General features: G+C 67.2%; 24 protein-coding genes and 2 pseudogenes. 7 read left to right on the top strand and 19 right to left on the bottom strand.

The window, feature by feature from the left end; translation table 11 throughout:
• The first annotated feature begins 21 nt into the window (after positions 1-21).
• Positions 22-939, top strand: coding sequence for an aminoglycoside phosphotransferase family protein (locus tag ACXC9Q_RS23315; RefSeq protein ID WP_457058761.1), 918 nt, complete (start codon positions 22-24; stop codon positions 937-939).
• Positions 940-951: 12 nt separating this feature from the next.
• Here the strand turns inward: ACXC9Q_RS23315 and ACXC9Q_RS23310 are convergent, their stop codons facing one another.
• Positions 952-3426, bottom strand: a complete 2475-nt coding sequence (locus ACXC9Q_RS23310; RefSeq protein ID WP_457058760.1) for an MFS transporter — start codon at positions 3424-3426, stop codon at positions 952-954.
• 147 nt (positions 3427-3573) lie between these two features.
• Here ACXC9Q_RS23310 and ACXC9Q_RS23305 point away from each other — a divergent pair, with 147 nt between their 5' ends.
• Positions 3574-4347, top strand: a complete 774-nt coding sequence (locus ACXC9Q_RS23305; protein WP_457058758.1) for an SDR family oxidoreductase — start codon at positions 3574-3576, stop codon at positions 4345-4347.
• Between the two features lie 12 nt (positions 4348-4359).
• Here the strand turns inward: ACXC9Q_RS23305 and ACXC9Q_RS23300 are convergent, their stop codons facing one another.
• The 4 genes from ACXC9Q_RS23300 to ACXC9Q_RS23285 form a co-directional block, all read right to left on the bottom strand.
• On the bottom strand, positions 4360-4764 hold the full coding sequence (locus ACXC9Q_RS23300; RefSeq protein WP_457058757.1) for a hypothetical protein: 405 nt from the start codon (positions 4762-4764) through the stop codon (positions 4360-4362).
• Complete coding sequence (locus ACXC9Q_RS23295) at positions 4761-6140, bottom strand: DUF4331 domain-containing protein (protein WP_457058756.1); 1380 nt, start codon at positions 6138-6140, stop codon at positions 4761-4763. Before ACXC9Q_RS23295 ends, ACXC9Q_RS23300 begins: the two co-directional genes overlap by 4 nt.
• 14 nt (positions 6141-6154) lie before the next feature.
• Positions 6155-6427, bottom strand: a complete 273-nt coding sequence (locus tag ACXC9Q_RS23290; RefSeq protein WP_457058755.1) for a twin-arginine translocation signal domain-containing protein — start codon at positions 6425-6427, stop codon at positions 6155-6157.
• Between the two features lie 166 nt (positions 6428-6593).
• Positions 6594-6971 carry a YrdB family protein gene (locus tag ACXC9Q_RS23285; RefSeq protein WP_457058754.1) on the bottom strand — a complete coding sequence of 126 codons (378 nt, stop codon included), beginning with the start codon at positions 6969-6971 and terminating at the stop codon, positions 6594-6596.
• Positions 6972-7101: 130 nt separating this feature from the next.
• On the opposite strand from ACXC9Q_RS23285, the gene ACXC9Q_RS23280 reads away from it, so the two are divergent.
• Positions 7102-7794, top strand: coding sequence for a TetR/AcrR family transcriptional regulator (locus ACXC9Q_RS23280; RefSeq protein WP_457058753.1), 693 nt, complete (start codon positions 7102-7104; stop codon positions 7792-7794).
• A gap of 9 nt (positions 7795-7803) precedes the next feature.
• Here ACXC9Q_RS23280 and ACXC9Q_RS23275 read toward each other — a convergent pair whose 3' ends face one another.
• Positions 7804-8712, bottom strand: a complete 909-nt coding sequence (locus tag ACXC9Q_RS23275) for an alpha/beta fold hydrolase (RefSeq protein ID WP_457058752.1) — start codon at positions 8710-8712, stop codon at positions 7804-7806.
• A 132-nt stretch (positions 8713-8844) separates the two neighbouring features.
• On the opposite strand from ACXC9Q_RS23275, the gene ACXC9Q_RS23270 reads away from it, so the two are divergent.
• From ACXC9Q_RS23270 to ACXC9Q_RS23260, 3 genes are all read left to right on the top strand, one after another.
• On the top strand, positions 8845-9267 hold the full coding sequence (locus tag ACXC9Q_RS23270; RefSeq protein WP_457058751.1) for a hypothetical protein: 423 nt from the start codon (positions 8845-8847) through the stop codon (positions 9265-9267).
• Positions 9268-9519: 252 nt separating this feature from the next.
• Positions 9520-10104 (top strand): RNA polymerase sigma factor, encoded by a 585-nt coding sequence (locus tag ACXC9Q_RS23265; RefSeq protein WP_457058856.1) that lies wholly within the window; start codon positions 9520-9522, stop codon positions 10102-10104.
• Positions 10101-11012 carry a hypothetical protein gene (locus ACXC9Q_RS23260; protein WP_457058750.1) on the top strand — a complete coding sequence of 304 codons (912 nt, stop codon included), beginning with the start codon at positions 10101-10103 and terminating at the stop codon, positions 11010-11012. Before ACXC9Q_RS23265 ends, ACXC9Q_RS23260 begins: the two co-directional genes overlap by 4 nt.
• A 7-nt stretch (positions 11013-11019) precedes the next feature.
• Here ACXC9Q_RS23260 and ACXC9Q_RS23255 read toward each other — a convergent pair whose 3' ends face one another.
• The 3 genes from ACXC9Q_RS23255 to ACXC9Q_RS23245 all read right to left on the bottom strand — a co-directional run bounded on the left by ACXC9Q_RS23255 (position 11020) and on the right by ACXC9Q_RS23245 (position 13090).
• On the bottom strand, positions 11020-11460 hold the full coding sequence (locus ACXC9Q_RS23255) for a nitroreductase family deazaflavin-dependent oxidoreductase (protein WP_457058749.1): 441 nt from the start codon (positions 11458-11460) through the stop codon (positions 11020-11022).
• Positions 11457-12035, bottom strand: coding sequence for a dihydrofolate reductase family protein (locus ACXC9Q_RS23250; RefSeq protein WP_457058748.1), 579 nt, complete (start codon positions 12033-12035; stop codon positions 11457-11459). Before ACXC9Q_RS23250 ends, ACXC9Q_RS23255 begins: the two co-directional genes overlap by 4 nt.
• 95 nt (positions 12036-12130) lie before the next feature.
• Positions 12131-13090, bottom strand: coding sequence for a sigma-70 family RNA polymerase sigma factor (locus ACXC9Q_RS23245; protein ID WP_457058747.1), 960 nt, complete (start codon positions 13088-13090; stop codon positions 12131-12133).
• A 429-nt stretch (positions 13091-13519) separates the two neighbouring features.
• On the opposite strand from ACXC9Q_RS23245, the gene ACXC9Q_RS23240 reads away from it, so the two are divergent.
• Positions 13520-14329: a hypothetical protein gene (locus ACXC9Q_RS23240; protein ID WP_457058746.1), complete on the top strand. Its 810-nt coding sequence runs from the start codon at positions 13520-13522 to the stop codon at positions 14327-14329.
• 532 nt (positions 14330-14861) lie between these two features.
• Here the strand turns inward: ACXC9Q_RS23240 and ACXC9Q_RS23235 are convergent.
• The 10 genes and pseudogenes from ACXC9Q_RS23235 to ACXC9Q_RS23190 form a co-directional block, all read right to left on the bottom strand.
• Complete coding sequence (locus tag ACXC9Q_RS23235) at positions 14862-16193, bottom strand: tyrosine-type recombinase/integrase (protein ID WP_457058745.1); 1332 nt, start codon at positions 16191-16193, stop codon at positions 14862-14864.
• A 355-nt stretch (positions 16194-16548) separates the two neighbouring features.
• Positions 16549-18051, bottom strand: a complete 1503-nt coding sequence (locus ACXC9Q_RS23230) for a hypothetical protein (RefSeq protein WP_457058744.1) — start codon at positions 18049-18051, stop codon at positions 16549-16551.
• 279 nt (positions 18052-18330) lie between these two features.
• On the bottom strand, positions 18331-18735 hold the full coding sequence (locus ACXC9Q_RS23225) for a hypothetical protein (protein WP_457058743.1): 405 nt from the start codon (positions 18733-18735) through the stop codon (positions 18331-18333).
• 237 nt (positions 18736-18972) lie between these two features.
• Positions 18973-19344, bottom strand: a pseudogene (locus ACXC9Q_RS23220) (MMPL family transporter); the annotation flags it as partial.
• Between the two features lie 138 nt (positions 19345-19482).
• Positions 19483-20047: pseudogene (locus tag ACXC9Q_RS23215) on the bottom strand (leucine zipper domain-containing protein); the annotation flags it as partial.
• 629 nt (positions 20048-20676) lie between these two features.
• The gene (locus ACXC9Q_RS23210; protein ID WP_457058742.1) at positions 20677-21087 is read right to left on the bottom strand and encodes a hypothetical protein; all 411 of its coding nucleotides are present in this window, start codon (positions 21085-21087) and stop codon (positions 20677-20679) included.
• A 43-nt stretch (positions 21088-21130) separates the two neighbouring features.
• Entirely contained in the window at positions 21131-22111 is a 981-nt protein-coding gene (locus ACXC9Q_RS23205; protein ID WP_457058855.1) for an aldo/keto reductase, read from the bottom strand.
• A gap of 341 nt (positions 22112-22452) precedes the next feature.
• A complete protein-coding gene (locus tag ACXC9Q_RS23200; protein WP_457058741.1) occupies positions 22453-24558 on the bottom strand; it encodes a hypothetical protein in 2106 nt (701 codons plus the stop codon).
• 69 nt (positions 24559-24627) lie between these two features.
• A complete protein-coding gene (locus tag ACXC9Q_RS23195) occupies positions 24628-26013 on the bottom strand; it encodes a glycoside hydrolase family 5 protein (protein ID WP_457058740.1) in 1386 nt (461 codons plus the stop codon).
• A complete protein-coding gene (locus ACXC9Q_RS23190; protein WP_457058739.1) occupies positions 26010-26372 on the bottom strand; it encodes a carbohydrate ABC transporter permease in 363 nt (120 codons plus the stop codon). Before ACXC9Q_RS23190 ends, ACXC9Q_RS23195 begins: the two co-directional genes overlap by 4 nt.
• Between the last annotated feature and the right edge of the window lie 26 nt (positions 26373-26398).

Here is a 26398-nt window from a genome sequence, read left to right as displayed (position 1 = left end):
GTGGGTGTGAGACTCCGTGTCGTGTCCGAGGTCGCGAAGCTGCACGATGACGAGGTGGACATCGACGCGTCGTTGGTGGCGCGTCTCCTGGCCGAGCAGTTCCCGCAGTGGGCCGGTGCCCCGGTTCAGGTCGTCACGTCGTCGGGCACGGACAATGTGACGTTCCGGGTGGGTGCTGACCTGGCTGTCCGGCTACCTCGAACCGAGTCGACGCAAGGCCAGGTAGAGAAGGACCTGACCTGGATGCCGCGGCTGTCCCCGCACCTTCCGCTGGCGGTGCCCGAGCCGCTGGCGCTCGGTGTGCCTGGTGCGGGCTATCCCTTCAGCTGGGGCGTGTACCGGTGGCTGGAGGGCGAGCCCTTCCAGTTGGATCAGCTCCCCGACCCGATGACCGCGGCGCGCGAGCTCGCCGAGTTCGTGCACTGTCTGCAGACGGTCGACACGGCCGGGGCTCCGGTTCCACCGGACGACCCGTTCAGCCGGGGTACGCCGCTGGCGCCGCGGGACACGCTCTTCCGCGAGGCGCTGGAGGAGTTGCGCGACGAGTTCGACACCGGACTCGTGCTTTCCGCGTGGGAGGCGTCGCTGGCCGCGGACACGTACGACGGTCCACCCAGGTGGATCCACGGCGACCTCATGCCGGGCAACGTACTGGTTGCTGATGGCAAGCTTTCCGCGGTCATCGACTTCGGTACGGCGCGGGCTGCCGACCCAGCGGGGGATCTCCTGGCGGCGTGGTACTTGTTCGAGGGCGACTCACGACAGGTGTTCCGGGACGCGATGGACGTCGACCACGACACCTGGGCCCGCGCCCGCGGTTGGGTCCTGTCCCTGGTCATGATTGCGATCCCTTACTACCGGACCCGCAATCCCGCCATGGTGCGCGACGCCCAGCCCTTCATCGCCGAGATCCTCGCCGACTTCGCTGCGGAGCAGTGACCTACGTTTAGGTCATGATGCCGGTTCGGTCGCCGTACGGCGTGGCAGACAAAGCTGCGCGGCGAGCAGCCCGGCAGCACCGACCAGGATCCACAGCGCCCAGGGGCCGATCGCGTACACGGCGCCGCCGATGAGCGGTCCGGCGCCCGTGCCGATCGTGTATGCGACGCCGTACAGACCCTGGTAGCGCCCGGCCATCCGCGGCGGAGCCAGACTTCCCAGGTAGGCGGCGGCGACTGAACTGGACATCATCTCGCCGAGCGTCCAGATCAGCACCGTCGCCGACAGCAGGACCATGCCGTTCATGAACCCGGTCAGCGCAAGACCGGCACCGATCAGCAGGTTGCCGATGGCCAGTACGTAGTCCGGCCGGTACCGGGAGACCACGCCGGTGGTGGGCAGCTCCAGCACCAGTACCACCAGACCGTTGAGCCCGATGAGGAGACCGAAGTCGCGCGCGCTCAGACCCACGTCGCTGACGTGGAGGGGCAGGCCGACGGTGGACTGGATGTAGACGAACTCGCCGACCAGGGTCATCACCAGGAATCGCACCAGGGCGCGGTCGGCGAGCGCCTGCCGGTACCCCACCACCTGGTCCGCCTGTTCTTCCGCATCGTCATGGCCGGACCGCGGGTGGGGCGCATCACGCAGCAGCACCGCCACGACCACGCCGAACAGCAGGCACGCGGCGGCATTGCCCAGGAAGAGCTCCACATAGGAGGTACTGGCCAGCACACCGCCGATGACGCCGCCCAGGGCAGCGCCGATGTTCATCGCGAACCGGAACACCGCGAAGGCGGCGAGCCGTTGCTGGTTGGTCGAAACGGAGTCGAGCAGCACCGCGGCCGCGGCCGGCCGGTAGATCTGCGACGTCACGCCGATGAGACCGACCACCGCGACGATGGCCGGTAGTGGCCCGAGGGGAGGCACGATCGCCGTCAGCGCGGCGGTGGGTACGGCGGACAGCACGATCGTCCACCGCCGGCCGATCCGGTCGGCGAGGTAACCACCGATGGCGTTGCCGAGCACGTTGCCCAGACCGGACACGCCCAGTACCAACCCCGCGGCGCCGGCGGAATAGCCGCGCTCGGTCAGGTAGAGCACGATGAACACGGGCAGGAAGTTGCCGACCCGGTTGACGAGGATGCCGAGGCTGATGATCCACACCCGGCCGGGCAGGCTGCGCAGCGCGTCGCGGAATCGCGGCTCGCCGACGTCCGACCGGTCCGGCGGCGCGGAGCTCACGCGATGGGGTCGGTGCGCACGCGGATCGCCGCGGCCAGCCGCCTGCCATGGGCGATCGCTTCGGTGGCGGTTGCACCGCGGGCGACGACGTGACCGACCTTGTCCTCGTTCCCAGGTCAGCGGCGGTACTACGTCGCCCTGCCCCACCTTCAACTGGAGGTCGACGAACGCCGGGTCCGCGCGTACGGCGTCGACGCCGTACACCTCCACGACCCGACCGGGCTCCGGCGTGAGGAACCGGACAGCCGCCCCGCCTCGAGCCTCGGGCGACGTGGTCAGTGGCTCGACGAGGCCGAACCCGGCGCCCAGCGCGTACCGCTCCATGTCGACGCCGTAGGCGATCTCGGCCAGGTCGTTGATCCGGTCGCCGCCGATGCGGTTGTGCGACTCGACGATTCGTGGGCCGCGCGAGGTCAGCTTGACCTCGGTGTGCGCTGGTCCGTTGCGCAGTCCCACCGCGTCGAGGAACTCAGTCACCAACCGGGTGACGTCACCCAGCGTCTCCGCCGAGCAGGCGCTGGGCTGCGAGTGCCCGATCTCGACGAAGCCAGAGCCGCCGATCTCCTTGTCCGTCACCGCCACGACCACGTGCCGGCCGTCGAAGGACAGGGTTTCGACGCTGATCTCCGGGCCGTCCAGGAACTCCTCCATGATGAACTCGTCGAAGGATTCGGCGTCGGACAGGTCCCCGATGACCCAGTGCCCGTCGTCGAGGGACCGGTACCGTTCGGCGACGACGTCCACGTCGGCCTGGTCGCGGACACGGAACACCCCGAGGCTGCCCGATTCGCGGATCGGCTTGACGATGATCGGGAGCCCCTGCGCCTGGACGAACTCCCGAACGTCCCGTCCGGACCGGCCGACCGCCGAGGCCACCGGACTGATGCCTCTCGCGGCCAGGTGCCGGCGCATCCGCCACTTGTCCAGCAGGAGTTCCACGGTGGCGACGGACTCGCCGCCGAGACCGAGCGCCTCGTTGATCCGCGCCGCCGGCAGCAGTCCGAGTTCGAACAGCGACACGGCTGCCTGGAACGGGTACGTCTCGTGCAACGCGCGGACCAACGGCAGGAGCCGGTCGATGTCGCCGTAATCGAGTAGCAGCGTCTGATCGACGTACGACGAATGCTCGAACGCGTCCGGGAACTGGACGAGAACCACCTCCAGCCCGAGCTCCCGAGCCTTCCGCAGCTGCGCGAGCTTGCCGCCGACAACCAGAACGCGAGGCCGTCCGGTGCTGACCATCTGCTTCCTTCCGCTACGGGTCTACCTGCCGATGCCCCCGAATCTGCTGCTCTGAGGTAGGCCCACACATCGGAAGTCCTCCCTATCCGTGCTCGTCAGAAGGTCCCTAGGGAGTCCGGGGAACGGCTCATGGCGCATGGTGGGGACATGGATCTTCACTTGAGTGGTAAGACGGCACTCGTCACCGGTGCGAGCAAGGGCATCGGATTGGCGACGACACATGCGCTCCTGGCCGAGGGCGCCAAGGTCGTCGCGGCCGCCCGGACCGTCGACGGAGAGCTCGGCTCGTTACCGGTCGAGGCCGTTGCCGTCGATCTCAGTACGGCGGAGGGCCCGGGACGTCTCGTGGACGAGGCGATCTCGCGGGCAGGCGGTTTCGACATTCTGGTGAACAACGTCGGCGCGGTTCGGCCACGGCCGGCCGGAGTCACCTCGGTGACCGATGCGGACTGGCTCGAGACGCTGACTCTCGACCTGCTGTCGGCGGCCCGGACGACCCGGGCCGCAGTACCCGTCCTGGTCGAGCGGGCGGGCGCCATCGTCACCGTGTGCTCGGTGAACGCGACGCTTCCGGATCCTCTGGTGATCGACTACAGCGCTGCCAAGGCCGCCTCGCTGAGCTTCTTCAAGTCGTTGTCCAAGGAGCTCGCGCCACGCGGCGTCCGCGTGAACACGGTCAGCCCCGGCCCGGTGGCGACGGATCTGTGGCTGGGCACGGGAGGCGTCGCGGAGACCGTCGGCGGTGCGGTCGGCGCACAGCCGGGTGACGTCGCGGCCCAGGCCGCGGCCGCGTCCCCCTCGGGTCGGTTCACGCGGCCCGAGGAGGTCGCCGACGTGGTGGTGTTCCTGGCCAGCGATCGCGCCGGCAATCTGATCGGCGCCGACATCATCATCGACGGCGGTCTGACACCCACCATCTGAGGCGTGCGTTCGTTACCGGTCCGGCCAGGTTGCCTCGGTGACCTGGCCGCCGAGTACGTCGACGGTGAGGCGGACGGGTCCGTCCGGCAGGACGTACAGTTCGTAACGGCCCGTGGGGACGTCGGCGAAGACTGCCGAATGGACGAGGCGCCCGTCGGGGGATGACCGGGGAACCACCGCCACGTGCGGAAGACGATGGCCCCCGTGCGCGCGCCCGTGTCCATGTCCGTGGGTGCGCTCTTCGTCTTCGTATGCGGCTGGTGGATCCCCGGCCGGGCGGCGTTCGATCTCGGCGTCGTCCAGGTCGGCGGGAGTGGTGACGACGATCGCGCCGACGCCGTCACCGATATCGAGCAGGACCGAGGAACCCTTGCCGGCGTGGGGATTCTCCTCGGCGTTCGTGAGCGGCCTGGTCATGACACTGCGGGCAGACCGGGCGTGGACGAGTAGCCGCCGGCCGGCGTACCGAGGTACGGGAACCAGGTGAGGTAGTCGGAGTTCGTGTTCGACGTACCGTCCTTGATCGCCCCGGCCGCGTCGTCGGGCTTGAAGCCGGGATCGACCAGCGGAATCGTGAGGCCGGCGATCGCGCGGAGTTCGACGGTGACGACGTCGTCGAAGACCCGACGCCCGTTGGGGAAGCCGGCGGCGTCGCCTGCGACCAGGCCCAGCGGATTCGGCTTCTTCGCCGGCGGTACGGCGACGTTCAGCCGCAGCATGTCGGCTTGGACCGGGCCGGTGAAGTTCTGGAAGCCGGGAACGACGCCCTTCGGAATACCGGTCAGCAGGATCGCGGCCAGATCGGCCCTGGCCTTCTTGTACGCCGCCAGCCGCGGGAACACACCCGGGTAGAGCACCGGCAGCAGTCCGGCGAGCTCCGGCTTGGTGACGTACTGGGCGAAGGCCTTGTCGTCCTTGGGGGCGCGGGTGTTCCACTTGTCCTTCGCGGCCATCGGCACGATGACCTCGTTGAACAGTGGGTTGCCCAGCCGGGAGATCTGCTTGAAGGGGCCGTGCCAGATCGGAGCGCCGCCCAGGTCGTCGAGGATCCGGGACTGCTGACGGCTCGCGGTGGCGTAGACACCGATGACGGCTTTCGGATCCAGCACGTCCTTGGGAGTCTTGCCGTCGCGGGTCAGATCGCTGATCGGGACCTGGAGCGCGATCGTGTGCACGTTGGATCCCTGCAGCCCGTTCACACCCATCGCAGCGGCGGACGGGATCAGGTGGGCCATCTGGAACGGCCGCAGCGTGCCGAGGTCGAAGATGCTCCCGAGGTCGGCGAAGAACCCGTCGGCGCGCTGACCGGCGAAGACCTGGCGGTTGCGGCCGATGGTGTGGATCGCCGTCCGCGCCAGCTTGGCGTAGTTCGGCGTACTGCGGACTCCGACGTTGACCGGGGGAGCGGCCAGGTCACGCGCGAGGATCCGGGACCGGCCGTTCTCGACACGGGTGACCGAGTAGAACTGCGGGCGGTTCCAGGTCGGGTCCTTGAGCGAGGTGATCGGGCCGGTGTTGTACAGGAACGTCTTCTTGTTCCGGATCTTGGCCTGGAAGCGGAACTGGTAGCTGATGTCGGCGTGGCCCGTGCCGCTGTTGGAGATGTGTAGCTGGTAGAGCACGTCGTCGCCGAACTCGTAGAAGTTCGGGCCGCCGTACGGGTTCTGGAACGGGATGAAGTTGGCGATGATCGTGACCGTGTCCGGCTTGTCCGGGGACACGAACGCGTACACGTCGGTGTTGTCGGCGACCGGGTCCTTCGAGATCTCCGGCGCTTCGCGGTGCGAAGACATGACAGTTTCCTTCCTCAGGCTGTGGTTTTGCCGGCCAGGCGAGCGGCGAGCTCGCGATCGGTGACCAGGACCTCGCGCTGGTCGACCAGGATCGCCAGCTGTCCCTTCTGCACGTCCTTGACGTGGACGACGAACGACTCCGCGGTGGCCAGCTCGGCCGGCTCCAGCGGCTTCGCGGCATCCGCGGAATGCTCACCGAAGATCTTGGGTGCTGCGACCGCACCGACCGCGGCCGCGGTTCCGGCGCCCGCGAACACCAGGAATCCGCGGCGTGTGGCGTCACTCATGACTGTTCCTCCTTGTCCAGTGACCACCGGCATCCACCGGCCGTCGAGTGTCCTTCGACGCGGTCCGCCGCCTGGATAGGCCTGGAGGAGAAGGCAATCGCCACGAACCCTTGACCGTCCAAAGGTCAGGGTTCGTGAAGCGATCGTTTGTGTTGGTGCTGTGCGGTCAGTTGGTGGTGGTCACTGCCGCCCGTGGGGTGTCAGGGCTGAGGTTCGCGGCGTGGATGATCAGGAGGTTCGCGGCGACCGTGAGGACGAAGGTGGCGGCCACGACCCGGTGGTCGAGGCTCCACAACGCCAGGCCGGCCAGGCCGAAGAACGCGATCTTGACGATGGTCGTCACCACTGGGCTGCCGTAGTCCGCAGTCGGTGCGGCGAACAGGCCCCACACGATCGCCGCGGTCACCGGCAGACCGATCGTCAGCAACACCCGCAGCGCGAGGTGGTCGCCGGTGCGCCAGCCCCACCAGGCGAAGATGCCGAGGCCGGCGAGCTCCATCCCGAAGGCCACGCCGAGATTGCTCCAGCGCCAGATCTCGTCCATCGTCGTACGCTCCTCACATTTCCGAGAGCGGTGCTCTCTCTTGCTTCCAGTGTGGGCGATTCCAGCTGAGAAAACAAGAGCACTGCTCTCGAAAGTTGCCACCGCTCTCGGCCGCGACGACAATGAGGCAATGACGGAGACCGCACGGCAGCGCCAGCACCGGCAGACGATGGCCGACATCCTCCGGATCGCGCACCAGCAGCTCGCCAGGGAGGGCGCCGCCGCCCTGTCCCTGCGGGCGGTCGCTCGCGAGCTCGGCCTGGTCTCGTCGGCGATCTACCGCTACGTGCCGAGCCGGGACGAGCTGCTGACACTGCTGATCGAGGAGTCGTACAACGCCTTCGGCGACGCCGTGGAGGCGGCGGAGTCCCGCTGCCGCCGCGACGACCTGGGTCGCCGCTGGCTGGCCATCGGCCGTTCGGTACGCCGTTGGGCGGTCGCGAACCCAGCCGAATGGGCCTTGCTCTACGGCAGCCCGGTCCCCGGCTATCACGCGCCCCCGGAGCGGACCACAGCCGCCGGAAGCCGCGTACCCCTCCTGGTACTCCGCCTGCTCGCCGACGCAAAGCTCAAGCCGACGCCCGAGGATCCCCCGATGACAGCCGCACTCCACCGCGAACTGGACCGGCTGCGCCCAGGCTTGCCCGGCGACCTGGCCCCAGAGGTGCTCGCCCGCGGTCTACTGGCGTTCTCCTCGCTGTGTGGCCTGGTGAGCCTCGAACTGTTCGGCCAGTTCACCAATACCGTCACCCAGTTCGCCGGCCACCTCGATCACCAGCTAGCCCGCCTCGGCGCCGTGCTTGGCCTCCCCGACCCAGCCTGACCAGGCGGCTCATTCATATGCGGCGGCGTCCAGGACCGCGCGGGCGAACGCTTCCGGAGCCTCCTGCGGCGGGTTGTGCCCGATGCCTGACAGTTCGCGCCGATCGAAACCGCCGGTGAACAGCGGCGCGTCGACACTCGAGTCGTCGGCGCCGAGGCCGTCGGCGAGGGCGTCGAGCGCGATGGTCGGCACGGTGATGGCGGGCGTGGTCGCCAGCAGCTTCTCGAGGTGGTCGTAGCGGGGGTCGCCGTGGGCCGCGCCGCGACGGTGCTGGTAGGAGTGGATCACGGTGGCGACGAAGTCGGCATTGTGCAAGCTGGGCGAGGTCGCAGCAAAGGCGGCGGCACAGTTTGTCCAAGTGGGCGACCACTGCCGCCACAAGAGCCCGCAGAGCTCGTCGGTGTAGCGTTCCAGTCCGGCGCGTCCGCGTTCGGTGAGGAAGTAGTGCGTGTACCAGGCAGCGCTCTCGGCTTCCGGCGGCGCGGGCTCGGCGGACCGGGCGATGTCCTGGATGTTGTACCCGCCCACGGTGACCAGGCCGGTGACCCGCTCAGGCGCCACGGCCGCAGCGATGCAGGCCGCCCGGCCGCCCCAGTCGAAGCCGCCCACGACGGCCCGTTCGATCTCGAGTGCGTCAAGCAGGTCGAGCAGATCCTGGCCGAGCGCGCCCTGCTGACCGGAGCGCATGATGTCCGCGCTGCGATAGCGGGTTGGCCCGAATCCCCGGAGGTACGGGGCCACAACGCGCATCCCCGCATCGGCGAGGACCGAGGCCACCTCGTCGTAGCAACGCACGTCGTAGGGGAAGCCATGGAGGAGTACGGCGGTTGGACCGTCTGCCGGCCCTGCTGCGTCGTAGGCGATGTCCAGAACCGGTGTCGAGACAGTTCCCGACTTGTTCACACCGCTCGGATCCATCGAGGTCCTCCTCGTCGATCGACTGCTGCCCCAACTCCATCAGCCTCTCACTGACACCCGACCGGGAGGGTGGCCAGGTCGTGTCAGGCTGGCGGCGGAGTGGTGTCAGGGCAGACCGGGATGGTTGTCTGCATGACGAACAACAGCACTCCCTCGATCACCCTGACCGACCAGGACAAGCTCACCCTGGCGACCGCCGCGCACGGCGCTGTCGCGCTCATCGCCGCCGCCGGCGTGAAATCGGCCGGCAAGGTCGCCGTCGCCGGCGCCCTCGCCCTGGCCTCCGCGACCGGCCCGGTCGGGCACGCGCTCGCCGAGAAGCAGAAGGGCGTGAAACTGAACGGCAAGTCCACTGCCGAGCTGGCCGACAAGGTACTGCCGGCCCTGACGACATCCATGAGCCTGCTCAAGCAGCAGGACCCGGCCGAGGCCGCCAACTTCCGCAGCACCGTCATCACCTCGATCGACGCCGGCGCCCGCGCCGAGCGCGGCGGAACCGGCCCCGCCATGACCGAAATGATCCGCAAAATCACCCAAGCCCTCGACGCCGCCTGACGGCAACCCTCCCATGCCGGCATCCAGCACTGAAACCGATTCGGGGGCAGCTCCTCGAGCTGCTCCCGACGACCTTCGCGATGGTTGCGTTCGGCGTACTGGCGCCCGCCTCGACCGGCACTCTCACGGCTGCAGGAACCCCGATTCGAGGGTCGCGACATATATCCGGTGAGAGCCCCTCGTGGGGGACGATCTGGAGGTGGCGGAGTGACGGTGGTGGTGCTGGGGGGATCGGATGGGTTGCCGGCGACGATGAGCGATCGCGAGCTGTGGCGGCGCGCGGTGGACGGGGAGTCGGAGGCCTTCGGCGTCCTGTTCGACCGGCACGCCAGGACGGTCTACAACTTCGTCTTCCGCCGGATCGCCTCCTGGAGCGATGCCGAAGACCTCACCTCGTCGGTGTTCCTGCACGCGTGGCGCCGACGCGGTGACGTGGTCCTCGTCCACGACTCCGCGTTGCCATGGCTGCTGCGGACGGCCGACTACGTGATCCGCAACGAGAAACGCAAACAGCGGTTCCGATGGCTCAACACCTCCCGGCAGGTGCCGGCGACGGACGAGCCCGACCATGCCGACCGGGTCGCGGCGCGGATCGACGACGAGCGCGAGGCCAGGCAGTTGCGGTCGTTGTTGCGCAAACTGCCGCGGCACGAACGCGAGATCGTCGAGCTCTGCTTCTGGACCGGCCTCGATCCGCAGTCCGCGGCCGTCGCCCTCGACGTACCGCTCGGCACCGTGAAGTCGCGGCTGGCCCGCGCGCGCAAACATCTTCGCGAGCTCAGCCTCGCTGTCCCGGACGAGGCCGTGCGGACCGAAGCCTTGGAGAACCTGCCATGACGGATCTGCTCACCCGCCGGCCCGACCGGCCGCTGCCACCCGGGCAGCACGAGAAACGCCGCGCCGACCTGCTGGCGGCGATCGAGACCGAGGAATCCCGTACGCCGCGCCGCCCGTGGGTGCCGCTGACCGCGGCCGCGGCGGTGTTCACGGTGGTGGCCGGCCTCGCGGTCGGCGTACAGGTACTGAAGCACGACGACGCCGTCACGCCGGCCGGGTCGGCGCACCCGCAGCCTGCTACCCGGGAGCTGTCGACCGCCGAGACCAAGGCACTGCGGGCGCAATGCGAGGCCGAGGCCAACCGGATCACCGCCAACGGCATCAAGCACCCGTTCCAGGACTACAAGACGGTGCGGGCCTTCGAGATCACCGGCGTGAAGGATCCGAAGATCGTCACCACCTGGCTGATGGGGTCCGGCGAGCAGGTCTACAACAAGGGGCCGAAGAACATCAAGCCCAGGAGCGAGCCGGCCTACTGGTTCTGCAGCCGCACCGCGGGCGGGGTGATCAGTGAGTCGAGCGTCAGGTTCGGAACGAAGGCCATGCTGCTGGGCGGACCCGTGTTCGGGTTCGCCCGCAACGGCGGCGTCTACACGGCCCCGGTGGTCCGGGTGACGGTCCAGCCGAAGGGAAAGCCGGAGGTCGAGGCCGTTCTCCAGGACGGGTTCTGGTTCGCACCCACCGAGGGCCGCACGAAGTGGGGTCCCTACGACGCGGACGATCCCGCGCGCAAGGACTACGTTGTCCGCGGGTACGACGCGAACGACCGGCAGGTCTACGCGACCACCGATCCCCCGGACACCCGGGAGTGCACGCTTCCGTACACCAAGACCTCCCGCGACGGCACGACGACGACAGTCACCCCGACGGTCGCGCCCGTCTGCAAGTACTTCACCTGGCCGTCCTGATCGACCACTACGCGAGAGTCGCCGCGGTGGGCGGCGCTGGGATTCGCCGCAGGACGACCAGCGGGATCGGGCGGTCTGTCCGCGAGCCGAACCGTCCGACATCCGGGTAGCGGGCCACCACCTCCTGCCAGAGGTCGTCGCGCTCGACCCCGCCCGCTTCTGCCGCGTGCACCGCAACGACGTCGGAGCCGATCTCGACTGCGGCGTCCGGATGCGTCCGGAGATTGTGCAGCCAGGCGGGATCGCTCGGCTCGCCTCCGTTGGACGCGACGACGACCACGCGGTCGCCGGCATGGCAGGAATACACCAAGGGCGTGACCCGCCGCGTACCGGTTCGCGCCCCCACGTGGTGCAGGAGCAGGACGGGCGTACCAGCCAGGGGCCCGCCCAATCGGCCGCCGTTCGCGCGGAACTCGGCGACCACCTGGCTGTTGTCCGCAGCTGTCATGAGGCGAATCCGTAGGTCAGTGCCACCTTGCCACGGTCGAGCTGCCGTACGTCGAGCAGCTCGGCACTGCGGCGTGGTGAGGTCGCGAACAGCGCGGTGCTGTCCGTACCGGCGACGAGCGGGTACGTGATCAACCGCAGCTCGTCGACCAGGCCGACGTCGATCAGGGACGCCGTGATGCGCGCTCCACCGACGAGGTAGATGCCCTTGCCCGGTTGCTCCTTTAGTGCGGCCACGTCGTCGATCGAACGCAGGAACTTCGTGTTCGGCCACGACGTGGTCTTCGGCGTGCTGGACAGCACGTAGTGGGGTGTCTGCTTGATGAGGTCGGCCCAGTCCCGCTCGGCCGGCGTCGGCGGCTCGCCGGTGAGCCACACTGGCGTCTCCGGCTTGGTCTGGATCCCGGTCCAGTACGTCTCGTAGCCGGGGTACATACCTCCGCCGAGCAGGCAGGCGTCGATCTGCGGCGTCAGGCCGTAGTCCTCCGACCATGCCTCGACCCAGTCGGCGGTGCCGTCCGGGCCTTCCACCTTCGCGTCGAGCGACATCTTCATGGCGGCGATGAGCTTGCGCATTGCGTCCTCCGTCTGCTGTGCGGCCGCCCGTCGTCGGACGGCCCACACAGACAGACCCGCGCCGGTCCGCCGATTCGTCGTGCGCAGCGAAACTTCTATTCGGACGGCAGTCCGAACGCCGGGAACAGGCCGGGGTCCTGGAACGCGACCATGTGCGTGATCCCGGCGGGAGAGACGGTCAGCACGATCACCGCGTGCGCGCGGTGGACGCCATCGGGACCGCGTGAGTACACGCCCAGCGCGTCCTGATCGTTGGCCCGGGTCCGGACGGTGCGCAGACCACCGGGCTCGAGCAGCAGGTTGGCGCCGAGGAAGCGGGCCACCGGATCGCGGCCGGCGAACCAGGTGAGCAGTGGCGGCATCTCCAGGGTGGCGTCCGCGCGCAGCAACTCGGCCACCGCGGCGACGTCCGCACGCTCGATCGCTGCCGCGAACCGCTCGACGAGTCCACGCCGCTCCGCCTCGCCCGGCTCCGCGACGTCGTCGACGACCGGCGTCGACCGGGCCACATCGGCACGAGCCCGCCGCAGCGCGCTGTGCACGGCGGTCGGGGTTATCCCCAGCAACTCGGCAACCTCGGCAGCCGACCACTGCAGGACATCGCGCAGGATCAGTACGGCGCGGGACCGGGCCGAGAGATGTTGCAACGCGGCGACGAACGCGAGCCGGATCCCCGCTCGCGACATCGCCACCGCCGCGGGGTCGTCGGGGAGGTCACCGAGGAGAACGTCCGGGTACGGCTGAAGCCACGCCACCTCCGGTCCGGCCACCAATGGCACGTCCGGGTCGGTGCTCGGTGCGCCGAGACCCGATGGCAGCGGCCGGCGGCCCCGGCGCTCGATCGCGGTCAGGCAGGCGTTCGTGGCGATGCGATACAGCCACGTCCGCGCCGATGACCGGCCCTCGAAGCCGTCGTACGACCGCCACGCCCGAAGGTAGGTCTCCTGGACCACGTCCTCGGCCTCGTCGATCGAACCGAGCATGCGGTAGCAATGCGCGAGCAACTCGCGGCGGTACGTCCCGGTGAGCTCGGTGAACTCGACACTCGTCGTCACAGCTTCCCAGGCTACGTCGCGACTTGGTGGGCATGGACCGACCGGTTCGAGGGCAACTCGGCGAGCTGCCCTCGGACTTGTGTTCTACAGCGTCGGCTCGAGTTTGAAGTCGTGCTTGCGCTTGGTGAGCCAATCCTCGAAAGACTGGCGGGCGGGGTTGAGGTCGCGGACCATGTTGAGGTTGCGGTCGCCGGTGAAGCGGGCGGAGTCCAGGCTGCCTGCGCTGGTTGCTCGACCGCTACAGGGCAGTCCCCGCGCGTGTGTCCGATCTGGCGCCTTCGGCGCGCGGGCCGGGCTGCGGGGAGCGCATCGCAGGCACGGGTTGGCGAGCTCACTGTCCGCCGTGCATCAGCTTCGACTTCGACGGCCGATAGCCGCTGATCCGTCCGTGATGGCGTCATCCAGGTCGGCAGCGGCATGATGCGTAGCATGCGAGGTCCCTCAGCGCTCGGGCACGTGTCCTTGAGGCGTGCGGTGACGGAGACGTACCGCCGTGTGTTCCGGCCGCCGTGGGAGCTGCCGGCCGCGCTGATCGGCAACGCGCTGCTGATGACGGCGGCCTGGTTCCTCCTGCCGCCTCAGGTTCACGACTGGCTGTTTGCCTTGCACGGGCCGCTGGCCTTTCCGGTCCTCTTGGCTACCTGGATGCTTGCGGATACGCCGTCCACAAACGTCGTGGGCCAGGATCGCAGCAAGGCGATGTCAGTCCTGAACGATGGCGCGGCGTTCCGGACTGGGCTCACCGCCCGCTGCCTCGTGCTCGCATCCCTCGTTGGGCTACCGTGCGCTCTGATCGCTCTCGTCATCGGCGTCCAGGGCCAGCACCCCGTCAAGGTCGTCGCCGCCTCCGTTGTTCTGGTGATCCTGCCGCTCGGGATCCTGCCCGTGGCAGCCTGGCTCGGCCTCGTGTTCCCGTACAACCCGCGACCGCTGCGATGGCGCCGGCAGCATCGAAGCGATCGGCGGACGACGATACGCTGGGGGATCCTGTTGGTCGCTCCGTACCTGGTCGTGCCGGCGATCGCGGCGACGCTCATCCTCCCGTCGATTGTCGCGGCACGGTGGCTTTTCGAGGCACCCGAGCGTCAGCTGACGCAGCCGCAGTTCGTCGCAGACGCCCTGATGATCTGCGCGACGGCGCTCGTGGTCGGATGGCTCGGATTGTGGGTGGCCGGCCGACTGCGGCAGCGGCGCCACGACCGGTTGACGACATACCTGCTCGACTCCAACGCCGGCTGATTGATCACCAGCCAGGCGTGGAAGTCTCCACGGTTCCAGGGGCTGCGAGTTGCCGCCACATGGTCGTTTCATCTGCCGTTGGCATCGGCGGCCTGCTCCGTCGATTCGTGGTGCGGTTCGTGGTGCGAGATGGAGTCAACCTGTGGGCGCGCCGGCGCCGCCCGAGCCGCGTCAGCTGCATTGCGCCGAGCAGGGGCATGATGCATGTTGTACTTCGACAAGTAGCCGAGCAACGACGGTCAGCGTCGCGATTTCGTGAGCACGGGCGACTGGTTCGAGGGCAGCTCGTCGAGCTGCCCTCGCACCAGTTGGCTTAGAGCGTCGGCTCGAGCTTGAAGTCGTGCTTGTGCTTGGTGAGCCAGGCTTCGAGGGACTGCAAACCAGGGTTCAGCTCGCGGACCTTGGTGAGGTCGCGGTCGCCGGTGAAGCGGGCGGAGTCCTCGGCGTAGAACTGGAACTTCTCCGCGAAAATTGTCCGGAAGCATGCTCGGACGTCCTTCGTGATGCCTCTGCTGAGGCACGTTTCCGCAGGTCAGAGGTCAAGTTGGTGCTCTGAGTCCGGGGGCTGCAGGTCATGGTCCGCGAGGTGCTGCACCGGGGCCTGCTCCGTCACTGCTCCGTGAGCCGCGATCGAGAACAGCCGGCTCAAACGAGAGTCGATGGCCTTCCGCGATCGGTCATGTGATGACGGCAGCATGTGGGTATAAAGCCGAAGGGTGAACCCAGGGTCTCCGTGGCCGAGATACTCGGCGAGTTCCTTGATGTTGACTCCGTCCGCCAGCGAGATGCTCGCGTAGTAGTGGCGCAGTGCGTGGATGCCGGTGTCCCGGTTGGTCAGGTACTGGAGCTGTCCTCGCGCGTTGCGAGTTGGCGGCGGGATCACCCCGACTTTGGCGAGTATCGGCTTCCAGGCGCACTCGTCCCAGGCCCGTGACCGGATGTGTTGGCCATTCCGCCGGCTGAAGAGGATCTTCGCGGCCAGCGGCTTCCCGTCAGACTTCTCCCACGGCAGGGTGTATGGCCGCGGTCCGGTGGCGTCGATGTGGTCTCGGAGCGTCTGCGCCGCGCCTTCGGACATCGGCACGGTTCGCTCTCTGTCGTTCTTCGGTAGAGCGAAGACGAAGTGCCTCCCGAGCATCTTCACCTGTCGTCGCACGTGGATGACCATCTCGTCGAAGTCGATGTCCTCCTCAGCGAGCCCGAAGAGCTCGCCCTGACGCAACCCCGTCGCTGCGGCGACGATGGGGATCGGTCGGTACTGCACCGGATGGTGCTCGACAATCCTCTGCACCGTCTCGTCGCTCCAAACGGTGACCTTCCCGCCCTTCGGTGATGGCACCTTCACCACTCGAGCCTTGGCCGGATTGCGCTTGATCGTGTCGTCGTCCACGGCAAGCTCAAGCGTGCCGTGCAGTACGACGAACGCTGTACGCGCCGTCGCCGGACCGAACCGCCCGTCGAGGTCCGCCAGCCAGCCCGCGATCTCGGATGGCTTGATACTGCTCAACTGCCGGCGCCCAAACACCGGATCGACATGCAGCCGAAGTGCCGTCTCGTATCTGATCAAGGTGCTCGGATCAGCGATGCGCGACGTCAACCATCGCTGGGACAGGGGACCGAACCGAGCTTTCCCAGCCTGCGGATCGATGTACTCCCCACGCGCGATGTCGGTCTCCATCGCGTTGGCATACCGGGTCGCCTGGACCTTGGTGTCGAAGGCCTTCGACCTCTCCACCCCGCTCGGGTCGAGCCAGACCCCAAGCCACCGCTTCCCACGCCCCCACCGCTTCTCATTCCGCTCCCGCTGGACCGTCCCATCGGCCTGCTTGACGGCTCTCGTCCACTGATCTTTCGCAAACGCCACCTGTCGACCTCCCGGCTCGCTGACACCACCAACCGTGGTCAACGTGCGGGGACATGAGCGTTTGCGGCCGGTACCTGGGTGGACAACCGCAGCAGATGGTCGCCAAGGCTACGACCGGTGCTTACGTGCGCCGCCAGGAACTCGACCCCTGAATCCGCTGATTGGCAGGCTGCGGGTCGCTAGCCGCCGGCCGTCGCCCCGTCCCAGCAGGTCGAGCAAAAGCCAGGTCTTTGGGCCAGTGTGCGCCTCGTTCCCATTGCGACGACGCCTAAAGAGCACGACCGAGACGGTCTTGGGCGCGACCAAATGAGCAACCTGAACAGAAGCGACCTGGTCGTATACCTGCATGTGTCGCCTAATCGGTGGCGTGGACTGTGCCGGGCCAGGAAAACAAGGTCGACACCACGAACGTGCCCTCCGCCACGTGGTGGGAGACCTGGAATTCGAGGTGGACGAAGCCGACATCCTTGGGCGTGAACACATGGGTGCTGTAGCTGCGGTCGGTTCTGACGCGGCGGTCCACTCCGGCACGCCAATCCGTTGCAGCGGTGGCGGGGAAGCCCCACTCGGCTGCGTACTCGGCGATGAGCCGCTGGGTGGCATCGGGGTCGAGACCGGTCGCCGGTGGCTGCACCATCAGCCGGTCGGGATCGCTCACCGCTGTCGAACACAGCATCACCGCCTCCGCCGCCCGCGCGCGGTACACCCGCCCGCCTGGCAGCAGCACGCTGAGATCAAATGGCTGGCGGTTTGGATTCATCCAGACCCGGCTGTCCGCGTCCGCGTCGAACCCGGCTGAGTCGCGGCTAGGTGGGCTCCTCAGATCGATCGTCCGATCCTCGGTCAAGGCCTGAGTCAGTGGCTTCGTCGGTGGGATCGCGGAGACGTCTCCAGTTCGTCCGGCGCTGACGTCCACGTCCCACCGTGTGAAAGCGCCGGCGATGAGGCGGCCGGCGCGTTCGAGGAGCCGCTGGCCGACCGCGCGCTCGGACACCGGGGTGCTGGCCAGCTTGCGTGCCTCATCCGCATGGTCCCGGACGAACGCGAGGTACTTCGGCAGCGTGTCGTCCTCGATCAGCTTCCAGCGGTTGGCGAACACGGCGATGTTCCCGTTGGCCAGCGGTGTCCGCAGGCTTATCACGCCTCGCGGCAGGCGCGCGACCAGCGCGAATGGGAACCGCTCGGGGAAGGAGTGGACGCCGGGTATCGATGGTGCCCCGGCGAGCGTCAGCAGATACGTGAACAGCGCGCCCTCCGGCCGATCGTGCCGCAGCATCTGGAGGTAGAAACGGTCGATGATGTCGAACTGCTCGCGGAACAGCAGGGTGCGGTTGCCGCGATCGATGAGCGTCGCATCGTTCGTCGCCTGACCGCGGTCGATGTCCCGCCAGGCCTCGAGAGTGGCCACATCGATGATGCGCAGCTGGTAGAGCTCCTGGATCTTGGGCAGACCGCCGGCGACGTATGCCTCGTGCATCGTCGCCTGGTCCTCGAAGATCTTTCGCTGCATCCGGAGGAACGTCGTGGCATAGAATCCCAGATCGGCCACGCTGTGCTCGGTGAGGCGTCTGATCGGCCGCCCGAACAGAGCCATGGCCATCTTGCGGGCGGTATCGGGAAGAAATCCGAGATCCTTGAATCCGGCGTAGAACGACGGGCCGATCAGGCTCGCCATCCCAGCCCACTCGAGGTGCGAGTGCTCGACGAACAGTTTGCCGTAGTAGTCATAGACAGCCTCGACCGTCCGCCGGTTCGCGGCGAAGCCACGGGCCGGCCGCCACGTCGCTCGATCGATCCCCGCGCTCTTGAGCGCACGATCGAGCCAGGCCTCCTTCACCACATGGGCTTCCACAGACATTCCGTCCCCCGGACGTCACACGCCGACCAGACCCGCACCACCTCACGCACCCGATGATCCGGCATGACAGCCACCCGCCGGCCACCGCCCCAACGGCGCGCTACATCATCCAAGTCTCTCTGCCCCTACCTCAGATCCTCCTCCCGAGCCGCAGACCTGTGAAGGATCTGAACCACCCCGGGTTTGATGCACACCTCCTTCATTGCTGTCGACGCCCATAGCTGGGGCAGCACTAGGACGAGTTGGTTGGCCGGCCAATGCCGCCAGCATGGGCGGCTGTTAGCTGGCGGCGTTGGTTGCCCGCGGGCGCTCCTCCAGTTTGTCGGGGGCGGTCGCGCGGGTGAGGAGTATGAGGTTGATGATGATTCCGGGGAGCAGCACGATCCAGATCGGGATGAGCGCGTCCCTGGTGATCGAGGGTCCGGTTGACAGCTCACCCCAGCGTGCGATGGCGATCGAGGCTGCCAGCGACGCCCACAGGGCGGTCTCCAGACTTGCCAGCCACTCGCGGTTGCGAAGGTGGAAGCCGCTGGCCTGCAGGAAGACATGGCCTGCACACTGATCAAGGAATACACAGCGATCTGGACGCGGCGCATCACGCTGGCCGCCCTCTAACCGCTCCGCGAACTCGCAGACGTCTTCGCGAGCACCAAGATGGCCAGAATCCAGCGAAACGGACCTCATGGACTTGAACCTGACTGGACGCTGTGCGGGGCGCCATTGACGATCAAGACTCAGAACCTGCGCCGTGGTCACTACGGGTTGGGAGTCGACGCCGCGCCGGTTTCGGGCTGGCCAGCGCATTCGAGGAGCTCGGACTCGCGAGCTGATTGAGCCGACTATTCACCCCCGGGCCTGTATGCCCGGCGATCGTAGAACGCAACGGTGCCCTGACAGCTGCCCAGAGCGATTCCGGTCGGATCAGCTCTCGAGGGCGTGCGCCTCGTCGGGCTCCTCGATTGTGTCGGTGGCGCGGTCTCCGTGGCCGGGCCACCACGCGGCGTGTCGGATGAGTGCGGTGAGCGCCGGGGTCAGGAAGAGCGCCATCACGAACGCGGCCATGGCGATGCCGATGGAGAAGGAGAAGCCCAAGGATTTGAAGAACGTGCCCTCGGCGAGCATCAGCGAGGCGAAGGTGCCGGCGAGGATCAGGCCGGCGGCCGCGACTGTCGGACCGGCATGCTCGATCGCCTTGGCCGCTGCGGGCCGTGGCTCGAGCCCCCGTGCCTCTTCCCGCAGGCGCGCCACCATCAAGATGTTGTAGTCGGTGCCCAGGGCCACCACGAAGAGGTACCGGGCACTCATGCGCCTATCGAAGAAGTCCTCGTAGCGACGTCCCTGGCGATCTGACAGATTGGCTGAGATCGTCCGGTAACGGATCCGGCGCGCTCGGTGTGGCGCCAGTCGCTTGCCGAAGGCAACACTGGGCGGGTGGTTGAGCTGGCAGCCGATCTGCTCGGGCCGTTCGGGCCGGAACGGCGCGTTTGGCGGTGGCCTCGCGGTGCAGTTTGCTTGCTGTCTGCCCACGAACCAGTGGCCGCCACCGTTGGGGATGTTAACGAACTTGGGGTGACATCGACGTGCAGCAGCGAGCCGGGGTGGTCATGTTCGTAGCGGCGCAGCGGTTCGCCGGTGACCCGGTCGATCACAGACAGCCGGTTCAACCGGCACCGGACCAGGACGGCGTGGACGGTGGAGGCCGCCAGACCGAGCCGGCCGGCGATCTGCACGGTCCGAGCCGCTGGCGCCACCGTAACCGCACGATCCGGCGCACCACCTGCGGCGGAGTCTTGGCCGGGCAGTGCCGCGGCCGCGAACTGCGTTCAGCCGTCCCGCCCGCGCATTCGGGCCGCTACCGATCAGCCCACCTGCGGGCTGTCTTCGGGGCGACCATAAACATCACCGCCGCCGCGGAGTACGTCCAGCCCTGCTCGACGATCAGGCGCGCCAACCGCAGGTGTGCCACGGAGTCGAAGGCCGCGTCAGCGTATGGCACGAAGGCCTCCTGGTCGGTGAAGCGGTTCCTTAGACAGCTCCACTTCACAACCGGAGGCCTTTGCCTCGAAGCAGTGTGATGTGACGCATAGTTACGGTCAGATGAAGGTCGAAGAGGCGACCTGGTCGAGGCCGAAGAGGGACGGCGCCTGCTCATGCTGGGGCGCCGCAGTGTCAAAGAGGGACGTAAAGGGGACGCTGTAGACACGACGAAGCCCAGGACACTGTTGTGACCTGGGCTCTTGTGCGCCGCCAGGGACTCGAACCCCGAACCCGCTGAATTCCAACCCAGGTTAACCATCGATTGCCATTAGCAATCAAAATCTCTTGTAGATAATCGATTCAGCGGTTTCGATGGACGCATCAGCTCTCATCGGTACGCGTCGTTCCGTGCTGATTGAGGTGCGTAAAGAGGTGCGCAGGAGCCACACAGCGGTCTGCTTTGTTCGCGGCTGTCACGCCGCAGAAGCCCAGGAATTGGTGCTGGGCCGTGATGCGCGTCATCCGTTGGGACGACCAGTCGCAAAGATGACCTCGACCGCACTGTCGCCGCGTGGCTGGATCAGGCGGCCGCTGCAGGATCCAGGTGGATCCCGGTGCAGTGATCCGTCCTCGGTGTGCAGATCCTCGTCACACTGCCGGACACACGTCGTACATTGATCCACGCCGGCGAAAGTCGGGTGGTTGTCTTCGGCGAAACCACAGGCCGATGCCCGAGATGTTGAACAGGCTGTAGTTCTTGCTGACCACCGTGCCGGGGCTCGCCGACAGGTTGTAGACCGATCCGCCGTCGGCGAAGCGCGCCTTCGTGTTGTGCACGAGGTTGCCCTCGACGCGGTTGTCCTTGAGCGTGGTGGGTGTCGTGTACAGCGGGTTCCGGTTGTAGTAGCCGCGGTCCACGTAGTCGTTGGACCCGCCGGCGTCGTTGATGCCCCAGCCGTAGCCGGTGTCGATGCCGTCGTACGGGACGTCGGAGATCTCGTTGTGGAGGATCCTGGCATCGGTGACGTAGGCGTCGATACCGTGGAACAGGGTTGGCATACGTATGATGTTTGCGACAAGAGGTCGTACGCCGTGGATGTGCCTAGCTCGTCCGGGCGGGATCTGGTGCGAGACCGCTCGAGTGCAACTCCTCCCACAGCGCCTCCGGGATGTCCTCCCGGTACCGGTTCGCCGTACTCCGCGCGTGCTGCTCGGTGCGCATTCCGGTGACTACCGACACGACCGCGGGATGACGCAAAGGGTACTGGACGGCGGCCGTGGGAAGGCTGACACCGTGCCGTTCGCAGATCTCGGCGACGCGGGTGGCCAGTTCAACGACGGCTCTCGGTGCAATCCGGTAGTCGTAAGGCGCCGAGCTGTCCACCGTCGCAGTGCTCAGCAGGCCCGAGTTGTAGACCGCCGCAGCGACCACGCCGACACCGCGCTGCTGGGCGAGGGGCAGCAAGTCGTCAAGCGCTGACTGATCGAGGAGTGTGAGCCGCCCGGCGACCATGACGACGTCGACGTCCGTCTGCCGGACGAACTCGGCCAGCATCGCCGACTGGCTCATGCCCGCGCCGATCGCGCCGACAACTCCTTGGTCGCGGAGCTCAATCAGGGCTGTGATCCCGCTGGAGGAGGCCGCCTCCCAATGGTCGTCCGGACCATGCAGATAGGCGATGTCGATGTGGTTCCTGCCGAGTCTCGCGAGTGACTGCTCGACGGAACGGAGGATCCCGTCGCGACTGAAATCCCGGACCCGCCGCTTCGTCGCAGGTACGACGAACCCGTCGTCGTCGAGCCGATCTTCCGTCTCCGGGCTCTCTACCAGCAGGATCCCCACTTTCGAGGAGACGAGGACGTCAGTGTTGGTGTCGTCCAGGGCCTGTCCGAGGCGGTGTTCGGAAAGGCCCAGGCCGTAGTGGGGTGCGGTGTCGAAGTAGCGGATCCCTTCGTCGAGCGCGGCCTTGACGGCGCGCGTCGATCGCTCGTCGGTCGTCTCCGTGAACAGGTTGCCGAACTGCGCGGCGCCCAGGCCCAGCTCTGTGAGGTGGTGGCCGGTGCGCAGGCTACGGGTGGGCATCGGCTGCGTGAACGCGCCGGGAAGGTGGTCGCTGTGCATAGACGCGGAGTCTATCGCTTCAGCATACGTCTTATGTTTGCGCGATTCTGAGCTAGCCGCGCAAACCTGGCACCGACCTGCACGTGTTCCACGGTGACATGGGCGGCCGTGTCAGCAAGCCGGCGACCATCGGCCACGAGATGTCGGAAACGCGCACATCCGCCAGCATCTGGACTTCAACGGCATCGACAGCCCCGGCGCCCTAAGGCAGAACTATACGTTTGGTCTTACCGACACCCCGGTCGCGCGGCCGGTCGTTGGCCGGGCCGCGCGTACGGGGGGCGAGACTTGTTCGGCTCGGGTCAGGCTCGGGTGAAGGAACGGATCTCGACGCTATACGGCGCCGCGGACAGGACGTTGGCGCGGGTGTCGAAGGCCAGCTCGGCGACCGTTACCTGCGGTGGCTGGCCGACCCTGTTTGTTGCGTCGAGGGTGGTGCCGGTGAGTCGCCACAGCTTGCCGTTCGGGCGGGCGTTGAAGCCGTTGAACGAGAGGTCGATGTCCTGGGCATCGGCGGTCGCGTTGACGGTTGCCACGGTCAACGTACGGCCGTCGGCCGAGAGAGTCGCCATCATGTCGACCGGATAGGTCGGACTTCCGGCATTGACGCTCGGCTGGTCGCCGCCCGGCGGGAAGTTGGGCGCGGGCTCCGGCGAGCTACCGGTGATGTCGACCGGCGTGACTCCGAACCTCTCCCGGTAGAGCTTGAACAGCACACCGGCAGCGCTGTACGTCGAGTCGGTCTTGTTGTACGACAGCCACGACACCCCCATGGTGTACGCCGCCATCGTGATGAAATCGCTTGCCCGGAACATCTCGTGCAGCATCATTGCCAGGCCGAACAACTGCTTCATCCCGCTGGCCTTCTGGAAGCCCCACTCGTCGATGCTGACCTTGATCTGGTTCTGCTCGAGCTCCGGGAAGTCCTTCGTGTACAGCTCCCAGTTCTCACGCACGGACTTGATGTAGTTGGCGCCCCGCCGGCAAGAGTCCACCATCGACTCCGCCGGGCTCACGTCGACGTACTTGCCCTGCTCGAGGTCGAAACGCTGGGTGGTCCCGTAGCAGTGCTCGGAGATGACGTCGAACTTGCCGGAGCTGCTCGTCAGCAGCCGGTGGTTCCAGTCGGTCAATGAGCCGTACTCGACTTTCACCGGCGTGGGCTGCACGATCTGCCGGGTGCTCGGGTCGATGTAGTAGGGCAGTCGGTGGACCGTCATGCTAGCCGGGAAGGCGCCGACCGCGACGATGGCGATCGACGGGTCGACCTTCTTCATCGCGTCCGCGAAAAGGTTGTGCTTGATCATGTAATGCGCCGGCGTCATGTAGCCCAGCTGCCAGAAGCCGAACATCTCGTTGCCGACGGCCCAGTACTTCACGCCGTATGGCTTGTGGTGGCCGTTCGCGGCGCGCCGCTGACCCATCGGGGTGTCGGGCGCGCCGTTGACGTACTCGACCAGCAGGGCCGCCTCGCGGGCGGATCCGAATCCGGTGTTGACGCACGGGTACGGCTCGGTGCCGAGCAGGTCGCACATCGCCAGGAACTCGTCGGTGCCCACGTCATTGGACTGCGCCTGGTTGCGGTCGGGGTCGAACGTGGTCGGTCGCAGGTCGGAGTCACCGATCGCGTTCTGCCAGTCGTGGCCCGAGACGAAGTTTCCACCGGGGAACCGCCAGAAGCCGCCGAGACCGCGGAGCAGGTCGATGGTGTCCTTCCGGAAGCCCTTGACGTTGTCGCCGGGCATCAGCGACACGGCGCCGACGCGGAACGTGCCCGTACCGGTGCCGGAGATCTCCAGGCTGCCGGTCGTCGTCGCGGCGCGGCAGACGAACCGCAGCGGAACCGTTGCCCAGCCCTTCTTGACCGTGAGAGCCACGCTCTGGCTCTGTCCTGGTCCGTCGCCCCACGACAGCGTCGCGACGACGTGCGTGCCCGGGTCGCCCGCGATCACCACCCGGCCGACGTACGCCCTGGCGGCGAGGCCTAGTCCGGTCTGCTTGATGCCGCGGGTCTCGGACCGGCTCAGCGCGACCTTCGGCGACTGCTCGCCGACGTACGGGTCCTTGGTATCCATGGTGACATCGGCGGCCGGACCCACCGGCCGCCACTTCCTGGTGTTGGGGCTCTGCGTGTCGACCGCGAGGTAGAACTTCCGATCTGCCAGCACCTCCGACCAGAGACTGTCGTAGACGAGCGTGCCGATGTGCTCGATGAACGCGCCGTAAACGTACGGGAGGATCGGGGCGGACTTCTTCGTGGCGTCGATGCCTGCGCTGATCGCCGGATCGGCCGCGTACGCGGTGGTGCCGGTGGTGGCCGACAGTCCGGCCAGCAGACCGGCTGCCATGGAGGCCTGGATCACGGTACGGCGGGAGATCTCGCTGCTTTCGGTAGACGTGCTGTCCATCTGGTCCTCAACCTTCCCTCAAAGCTGGTATGGACGGGTCAATCTGTGCTGCTCGGACCACGTGACTGCTCATCGGAGCCGTACCGCGGTGGCGAGCCGATCGCGGGTCAGGCAGCGATCGAGCCGAAACGAGTCGGCGAGCTCTTGGACCTGCTCGATCCCGAGGCCGGCGAACGAGCGGGCGAACTCGTCGACCAGCGGTTCGGCGAGCAGGATGTGCCGGACCAGCGTCGCGATCCACTGGCGGCGGCCGAACGGAACCGGATCGAAGTCCGGGAACTCCCCGTCGAAGGTCTGCTCGATCGGGTCGAGCAGGTGCCGGACATCGGTGTCCACGGATCCCCACGCGTCGACGCCGAGTCGTGCCTTCTTGGCCAGCAGCGGCGCGATCTGCCGCAGGTACGGCGATTCGGGCGCGGCGTACGCGAGTCCCTGGAGTCCGATGTCCTTGTACGTCCACAGACTCCAGCCGGCGCCGTACCGGTCGTAGACCGCTAGTTGGTCATGAAGCAGGCGGTACCGGGACTCGTCCCGCACCTGGTTGCCCGAGTAGACCGGGCCGAACTCTCCGACCCAGATGGGTGTTCCGGTCTCACGCATGTACTGTGTGCGCTCCAGAAACTTCGCCTCGATCGTGTCCCGGTCGACGTAGCGGCCGCGTGAGATCCCCGGGTAGTCGCCGGCGTCGGCAAAGCCGGCCAGGGCGTAGTCGTGCACGCTGTACACGGTGTTCGGCCAAGGCTCGCCGAACAGACCGAACTCGGTCGCATGGCGGTTTCCGTCCAGGAACAGCACCGTCTCCGGGTCGATCGCGCGAACCGCCGTACGGAGACGTGTGTAGAACGCGCCGACGACCTCGCCGCTCGGGTCGGCCGGTTCGTTGAGCAGGTTGTAACCGGCCACCCAGGGGTTGTCGCGGTACCTGTCCGCCATCGCCTCCCACAAGTGCACCACTCGGTCCTGGAAGTCGCGGTGACGCCAGAACAACGAGATATGGGTCGGGTTGTCGCTGTGCCAGCGCTGGTTCTGGAAGCCAGGTGCGGCGTGCAGGTCGATGACGACGTACAGCCCGTGCCGCGCGCAGATGTCGACGGCGCGGTCGAGCAGCCGGAATCCTTCGTCCTTGAGGTGTCTGGGCCGATCGTCGTCCTCGAAGTGCCGATAGTTGATTGCCACGCGCACACAGTTGAGGCCCAATGACGCCAGGTACGCCGCATCGGCGTCGGCGAATAAGGTCTCGTAGAAGCGGTCGAAGAACGCGTCGTTTACCTTCTCGCCCAGCACCTCGCGAAGCGCCTGACGCTGGAGTTCCTCGGTCGCGGGGTACCCGGTGATGAAGCTCTCCATACTGAGCCATCCGCCCAGACCCACGCCGCGAAGCCGAATTGCTTGCCCCGCCCGCGTCACCAACTCGCTGCCGGACACGCTCAGCGCGACCCGGTCGCCGGGGATCATCGGCTGAACCCTGCGGTCAGGCCGGTGACGAGGGACCGCCGCCCGAGCACATACAGGACGACCATCGGCAAGGTCGAGAGCACGACGGCGGCGAGGATGCCCGGAATCTGCACTGTGAACTCGCCCTGAAACGCCCACAACGACAAGGGGAGTACGCGTCGGGACTCGCTCTGCGTCAGGATCAGCGGGAAGAGGAAGCCGTTCCAGGCATTCAATCCGTTGTAGATGGCCACGGTTACCAGGGCCGGCCGGACCAGCGGTAGCGCGAGGCGAATGAGCGTCTGCCATTCGGAGGCGCCGTCCATCCGCATCGACTCGAACAGTTCTTGCGGTACGTCGGCGGCGAAACGACGATTCATGACAAACCCTCTCCAACTGCGTACCG

The sequence above is a fragment of the Kribbella sp. CWNU-51 genome (genome assembly GCF_054073265.1).
The sequence above is the reverse complement of the archived record's forward strand: the minus strand, read 5'-3'. Positions and strand labels throughout refer to the sequence as shown.

What these genes read in the sequence shown, in the direction of transcription:
- ACXC9Q_RS23240 (WP_457058746.1), top strand. Translation starts at nt 13,520, where the DNA reads ATGCGAGGTCCCTCAGCGCTCGGGCACGTGTCCTTGAGGCGTGCGGTG.
- ACXC9Q_RS23225 (WP_457058743.1), bottom strand. Translation starts at nt 18,735, where the DNA reads ATGAGGTCCGTTTCGCTGGATTCTGGCCATCTTGGTGCTCGCGAAGAC.
- ACXC9Q_RS23290 (WP_457058755.1), bottom strand. Translation starts at nt 6,427, where the DNA reads ATGAGTGACGCCACACGCCGCGGATTCCTGGTGTTCGCGGGCGCCGGA.
- ACXC9Q_RS23265 (WP_457058856.1), top strand. Translation starts at nt 9,520, where the DNA reads ATGAGCGATCGCGAGCTGTGGCGGCGCGCGGTGGACGGGGAGTCGGAG.
- ACXC9Q_RS23210 (WP_457058742.1), bottom strand. Translation starts at nt 21,087, where the DNA reads ATGCCAACCCTGTTCCACGGTATCGACGCCTACGTCACCGATGCCAGG.
- ACXC9Q_RS23275 (WP_457058752.1), bottom strand. Translation starts at nt 8,712, where the DNA reads ATGGATCCGAGCGGTGTGAACAAGTCGGGAACTGTCTCGACACCGGTT.
- ACXC9Q_RS23295 (WP_457058756.1), bottom strand. Translation starts at nt 6,140, where the DNA reads ATGTCTTCGCACCGCGAAGCGCCGGAGATCTCGAAGGACCCGGTCGCC.
- ACXC9Q_RS23305 (WP_457058758.1), top strand. Translation starts at nt 3,574, where the DNA reads ATGGATCTTCACTTGAGTGGTAAGACGGCACTCGTCACCGGTGCGAGC.
- ACXC9Q_RS23230 (WP_457058744.1), bottom strand. Translation starts at nt 18,051, where the DNA reads ATGTCTGTGGAAGCCCATGTGGTGAAGGAGGCCTGGCTCGATCGTGCG.
- ACXC9Q_RS23205 (WP_457058855.1), bottom strand. Translation starts at nt 22,111, where the DNA reads ATGCCCACCCGTAGCCTGCGCACCGGCCACCACCTCACAGAGCTGGGC.
- ACXC9Q_RS23280 (WP_457058753.1), top strand. Translation starts at nt 7,102, where the DNA reads ATGACGGAGACCGCACGGCAGCGCCAGCACCGGCAGACGATGGCCGAC.
- ACXC9Q_RS23270 (WP_457058751.1), top strand. Translation starts at nt 8,845, where the DNA reads ATGACGAACAACAGCACTCCCTCGATCACCCTGACCGACCAGGACAAG.
- ACXC9Q_RS23310 (WP_457058760.1), bottom strand. Translation starts at nt 3,426, where the DNA reads ATGGTCAGCACCGGACGGCCTCGCGTTCTGGTTGTCGGCGGCAAGCTC.
- ACXC9Q_RS23255 (WP_457058749.1), bottom strand. Translation starts at nt 11,460, where the DNA reads ATGACAGCTGCGGACAACAGCCAGGTGGTCGCCGAGTTCCGCGCGAAC.
- ACXC9Q_RS23200 (WP_457058741.1), bottom strand. Translation starts at nt 24,558, where the DNA reads ATGGACAGCACGTCTACCGAAAGCAGCGAGATCTCCCGCCGTACCGTG.
- ACXC9Q_RS23190 (WP_457058739.1), bottom strand. Translation starts at nt 26,372, where the DNA reads ATGAATCGTCGTTTCGCCGCCGACGTACCGCAAGAACTGTTCGAGTCG.
- ACXC9Q_RS23285 (WP_457058754.1), bottom strand. Translation starts at nt 6,971, where the DNA reads ATGGACGAGATCTGGCGCTGGAGCAATCTCGGCGTGGCCTTCGGGATG.
- ACXC9Q_RS23260 (WP_457058750.1), top strand. Translation starts at nt 10,101, where the DNA reads ATGACGGATCTGCTCACCCGCCGGCCCGACCGGCCGCTGCCACCCGGG.
- ACXC9Q_RS23195 (WP_457058740.1), bottom strand. Translation starts at nt 26,013, where the DNA reads ATGATCCCCGGCGACCGGGTCGCGCTGAGCGTGTCCGGCAGCGAGTTG.
- ACXC9Q_RS23300 (WP_457058757.1), bottom strand. Translation starts at nt 4,764, where the DNA reads ATGACCAGGCCGCTCACGAACGCCGAGGAGAATCCCCACGCCGGCAAG.
- ACXC9Q_RS23250 (WP_457058748.1), bottom strand. Translation starts at nt 12,035, where the DNA reads ATGCGCAAGCTCATCGCCGCCATGAAGATGTCGCTCGACGCGAAGGTG.